Origin of the sequence: Streptomyces sp. UNOB3_S3, assembly GCF_020740895.1 — a bacterium.
Classification (GTDB): Bacteria; Actinomycetota; Actinomycetes; order Streptomycetales; family Streptomycetaceae; genus Streptomyces.
Map to the genome: position 1 here is coordinate 1 of NZ_JAILXP010000501.1, position 4,172 is coordinate 4,172.

4 protein-coding genes are annotated in these 4,172 nt (G+C 70.4%); 1 reads left to right on the plus strand and 3 read right to left on the minus strand.

The window, feature by feature from the left end; translation table 11 throughout:
* Nucleotides 1-43: 43 nt before the first annotated feature.
* The 3 genes from K6I33_RS32540 to K6I33_RS32550 form a co-directional block, all read right to left on the minus strand.
* Entirely contained in the window at nt 44-1,195 is a 1,152-nt protein-coding gene (locus tag K6I33_RS32540; protein ID WP_229358205.1) for an agmatine deiminase family protein, read from the minus strand.
* Nucleotides 1,196-1,214: 19 nt separating this feature from the next.
* The gene (locus tag K6I33_RS32545; RefSeq protein WP_229358207.1) at nt 1,215-2,312 is read right to left on the minus strand and encodes an agmatine/peptidylarginine deiminase; all 1,098 of its coding nucleotides are present in this window, start codon (nt 2,310-2,312) and stop codon (nt 1,215-1,217) included.
* A gap of 136 nt (nt 2,313-2,448) precedes the next feature.
* Nucleotides 2,449-3,006 (minus strand): TetR/AcrR family transcriptional regulator, encoded by a 558-nt coding sequence (locus K6I33_RS32550; protein WP_238492332.1) that lies wholly within the window; start codon nt 3,004-3,006, stop codon nt 2,449-2,451.
* Between the two features lie 200 nt (nt 3,007-3,206).
* Between K6I33_RS32550 and K6I33_RS32555 the strand changes: the two genes are divergently transcribed.
* Nucleotides 3,207-4,172: serine/threonine-protein kinase (locus tag K6I33_RS32555; protein WP_229358208.1), on the plus strand; the 966-nt coding region annotated here is incomplete at its 3' end.

Consider the following 4,172-nt stretch of genomic DNA (forward strand, 5'->3'; position numbering starts at 1 on the left):
GAATGGGTGAAGAGGGGGGGGCGCCGCGTCGCGACCGGTCCCGTCACGCGGCCGGCTTGCCCGGCTGATCGTGGGTCGAGCAGTGGATTCCGCCGCCGCCCGAGGCGATGGTGTCGATTTTCACCTGCACGACGTCCCGTTTGGGGAAGTGGTCCTGCAGGATGCCCTTGGCGTGATCGTCGGCCTTGGCGTCGCCGAAGCGGGGCATGAACACCGCGCCGTTGGCGACGTAGAAGTTCGCGTAGGTGGAGACGAAGGCGTCGCCCCGGCCGGTGATCCTGTCGAGGTCGGGCTGGGGCAGGTCGACGACCTCCAGGCGCTTGCCGCGGGCGTCCGTCGCGTCCTTGAGCACGGACCTGGCCTGGTCGGCCGCACGTGACCAGACGTCGGGAGGGCTGTCGGGAAAGGCGCGGTCCACGAGGACGACACCGGGTGCGGTGAACCGGGCGATGCTGTCGACGTGTGCGTCGGTGATGTCCTTGCCGCGCACGCCGGCCAGCCAGATCACCTTCTCGATGCCGAGGCTGCTCTTGATGTCGGCTTCGACCTGGTCGCGGCTCTTGCCCGGGTTGCGGTTCTTGTTGACCACCGAGCTCTCGGTGACCAGCAGGGTGCCCGCGCCGTCCGTCTCGAGGGAACCGCCCTCGGCGACCAGCGGAGCCTTGACGCGCGGGACGTCGTACTTCGCGAGAAGGGTGCCGCCGACCTGGGCGTCGTCGCGGTGCTCCTGCTTGTTCCCCCAGCCGTTGAAGTTGAGATCGACACCCAGGACGCCCCTCGCGTCCTCGACGAACACCGGCACGGTGTCGCGCGCCCACAGATCGTCCACCATGAGCGGGATCACCTCGACCTGCGAGCCGCAGGCCCGCTGGGCCGCGTCCCGCTGCTCGGGGCGGGCCGTCAGCACCACGGGTTCGTACTCCGCGATCGCCCGGGCGACCCGTGCGATGTCCTCCCGCACGGACGGCAGCTGGCGGCCCCAGACCGTCTCCAGGGCCGGCCAGGACATGAAGGTGCGGGAGTGGCTGTCCCACTCGGCACCGAACCGCCGGCTCGTCGCCTTCCGTGAGCTGGGAGGGGAGATGGACGCGTTGGAGGTGTCGCTCGAGTCGCAGGCCGTCGCTCCGAGGGCCAAGGCTCCGATGCCGGCGAAAGAGCGCAGGACATTGCGGCGGGAAAGGGAGGGATTGAGCACAGGGAACTCCGTCGCGTATTCAGGCCGGTGTGGGCTGGTGCATGGTGGAGCAGTGGATTCCGCCACCGCCGCCCATGAGGCGGTCGACGTCCAGCTGGATGACCTCGCGTCCGGGAAACGCCTCGGCCAGGGTCCGGCGGGCAGCGGCGTCCGCTCTCGCGTCGCCGAACTGCGCGGTGATGACCGCGCCGTTGACGAGGTGGAAGTTGAGATAGGAATCCACGAATGACGAGCTCCGCGACCGTACGGTGTCCGGTCCGTCCACACGGATCACCTGAAGGCGCCGCCCCTTGGCGTCGGTCGCGGCGGACAGGATGGCGAACTGCTCGCGTGCGTCCTTGGCCCAGACGTCGTTCCGGTCGCTCGGCGGAACCTGCACCATGACGACGCCGGGGCTGATGAAGCGAGAGGTGACGTCGATGTGGTTGTCGGTGATGTCCCGGCCGCGCACTCCGGGAACCCAGATCATCTTCTCGGCACCGTATGCCGCCAGAACGGCCTCTTCGATGTCGTCCCGGCTCATCCCGCGGTTACGGTTCCGGTTCACCAGACTGCTTTCGGTGGCCATCACCGTGCCGTCGCCGTCGGTCTCGACGGATCCGCCTTCCCCGACGAAATCCGCCTCGCTGAAGGCGAAACCATTGAATTCCGCGACGGCCCGGGCCACTTCGGCGTCGTCGTGATGTGTTTGCTTGCGTCCCCACCCGTTGAAGTTGAGCCCGACGGCATCGAGGTTCCCGCGGCCGTCACGCCGGAAGACGGCACAGGTGTCACGCGTCCAGAGGTCGTCCGTCGGGATCGAGTCGATGACGGTGACCGCGGGACCGCAGGCGGCCCTCGCGGCCCCGGCCGTGGTTCCGTCGGGCGCGCACATGATCACGGGCTCGTACGCGGCGACCGTACGGGCGATCAGGGCGATGTCCTGTTGGACACCGGTCAGGTGGCGCCCCCAGATGGATCTCCGCGACGGCCATGACATCCAGGTCCGGGTGTGGGGGACGTCATCGGCCGGTACGCGCCGGCCGGGGGTTGTCACGTCATCGGGCGGGGTCCCTCGCGACGGACGCGGGCCGAGGAGGGCGTCGAGCAGCCACTTGCCTACGGGAAGGTCGTTCATGGGGGCTCCACATCGCATCCATGGGCGTGTCGGAGCCCGGTGCCATTGGTCCCACTGTGGCACTGACTGAATTTTCAGTCAACATGCACGGTCGCGGAGCGGACGGCGCACGGCGACGCGCGTGCCCGCCTGCCCGTTACCGGCCCGCCAGTCGCTCCAGCTCGGCGTCGACGGCGTCCAGGACCAGCTCACGGGCGTGCTCCAGGGGGAGGATGCCGCTGAGCCAGCGCATGCTGAGCCCTTCCACCAGTCCCGTCAGCCGCTCGGCGGCGACGGTCAGGCCGGAGGCCGTGGCCATCGGACGTATCCGGCCGAGCAGCTGGGCGATCTCCTGGACCCAGATCAAGGTGGCCTTGGCCAGGTCCTCCCGCAGGTGGGGCTCGAAGATGGCGCTGGCGCGCAGCTCCCCCCACGCGATGCTGTTCTCCCGGACGGTCTCGTCCTCCTGGAGCTCGAGGAGCAGGGTCTGCTCCAGCTCCTGCCGGGGGTCGAGGGGGGCGGCGTCCGGCTCGCGGTCGGTGGTGTAACTCCCGGCGCGGTCGTTGATGAACTCCAGGGTCCGGCGCAGGATGCCGGCCCGGTCCTTGAAGTGGTAGTAGATGAGCGCGGTGGACACGTCCGCCTCGGCGGCCAGCTCCTCGACCCGCAGTCCGCGGACCCCGCGGCGGGCGATGACCCGCGCGGCCGCCTCCATGATCGCCGTCTTGCGGTCACTCACAGTCGACACCTCAGCCGTCCTTCTCGTCTTTGCGCTCTGATCCCAGGAGCATCCTGATCCTATGGACTGAAAATTCAGTTAGCATCGGGCGGCTGCCCCGAAGGCCTGCCGCAGGCGTGCCTTCCTGGCTCCCTTCCTCGCTCCCCTTCGCCACTCCCTTCCGAAAGAGCCACAGCATGACCACCACTCGTCCCGGCGCGCCACCCGCCTTCACGGCCCTGGCCGCCGACGACCCGGAGGAGATCGGCGGGTACCGTCTGCACGCCCGGCTCGGTACGGGCGGCATGGGGCATGTCTACCTGGCGTACACGCCGGGCGGCCGGCCGGTGGCCCTCAAGGCGGTACGGCCGGAACTGGCAGGGGACCCCGAATTCCGGTACAGGTTCGTACAGGAGGTGGCCAACGCCCGGCGCATCCGCGGCCTGTACACCGCGGAAGTCGTCGACGCGGGCCCCGACGCCCCGACGCCGTGGCTGGCGACGGCCTATGTGCCGGCCCCCTCCCTGCACGAGGTGCTCCGCCGGCACGGTCCGCTGCCCGTGCGGACCGTGCTCCTGCTCATGGCGGGCATCGCGGAAGCCCTTCAGTCGATCCACGGCTCCGGGGTGGTCCACCGCGACCTCAAGCCGGCCAATGTGCTGGTCGCCGCCGATGGACCCCGGGTGATCGACTTCGGCATCGCGCGTGCCGCCGACGCCGTCGCGCTCACCGGCGCCGGCCTGCGGATCGGCACGCCCGCCTTCATGGCACCCGAGCAGGCCCTGGGACAGCAGGCCACACCGGCCACCGACGTCTTCGCGCTCGGCGCGCTGGCCGCGTACGCCGCCGGTGGCACGCCCCCCTTCGGAGACTGCCCGGAATCCGTGGCGCTGTACCGAGCGGTCCACGAGCCGCCGGACCTCACCCGTGTACCGGTCGAACTCCACGGTCTGCTGGGGCGGTGCCTGGCGAAGGACCCCGCCGCGCGGCCCACCGCCGGCGCGCTGATCGAGGCCGTGCGGGCCCACCCCGCCGTGGGCGCCCAGGTGCGGTTCACCGATGGATGGCTGCCCACCGCCCTCCACGCGGACCTCCTCCGCGGCGGCGGGCCGTCGCCGTCGCCCATGGCTCCGCACGCACAGCCCACCGTCACCGCCACCGCC

What these genes read in the sequence shown, in the direction of transcription:
- K6I33_RS32545 (WP_229358207.1), bottom strand. Translation starts at nt 2,312, where the DNA reads ATGAACGACCTTCCCGTAGGCAAGTGGCTGCTCGACGCCCTCCTCGGC.
- K6I33_RS32550 (WP_238492332.1), bottom strand. Translation starts at nt 3,006, where the DNA reads ATGGAGGCGGCCGCGCGGGTCATCGCCCGCCGCGGGGTCCGCGGACTG.